This window comes from Mycoplasmopsis mucosicanis, from assembly GCF_006546935.1.
In the GTDB taxonomy this organism is placed as follows: Bacteria; Bacillota_I; Bacilli_A; order Mycoplasmatales; family Metamycoplasmataceae; genus Mycoplasmopsis; species Mycoplasmopsis mucosicanis.
In genome coordinates this window covers 1-420 of the sequence record NZ_SMDN01000043.1, presented here as the reverse complement: position 1 = coordinate 420, position 420 = coordinate 1, and the positions used below count along the sequence as shown (strand labels likewise).

Annotated in this window: 1 protein-coding gene; it reads right to left on the bottom strand. The window is 37.4% G+C overall.

Going from position 1 to position 420, the window contains the following annotated elements:
• Positions 1 to 420, bottom strand: a 420-nt coding sequence (locus tag E1I18_RS03675) for a GTP-binding protein (protein ID WP_141484233.1), incomplete at both ends; no start/stop codon positions are given.

Sequence of the window (420 nt, the reverse complement as noted above, 5' to 3'; positions counted from 1 at the left end):
GATATTGTAAGCTCGTATAATGTGCATGTGTATGACTATGAAACCCTGTCACATCGACATTTTGTGCATTTGCACCTTTTTCAATTGTTTTCAATGTTTCACCGTATTGTGTGAGAACGATACGACTTTTAGGTGATAGCGCCTTAATATCTTCAATCACCATTTGAAGTTGTGCGTCATCTTCTATTAAATCCACTTTATTAACCAGTATCGTTTGACTCGCACGGACTTGATCTTCCATTAAAGCTTTCGTTTGTGCAGTATTGTCATGTCGTTTTATAAATCTGACACTATCCACCAAGCCTATCGTTTCTATTGATGAAAATGCATCCACTAATAAAGGGTCTTGACAGGCAACCAAAATATCAATCGGATTCGCAACACCAGTCGCTTCTACAATGATATAATCAACTTCTGCAT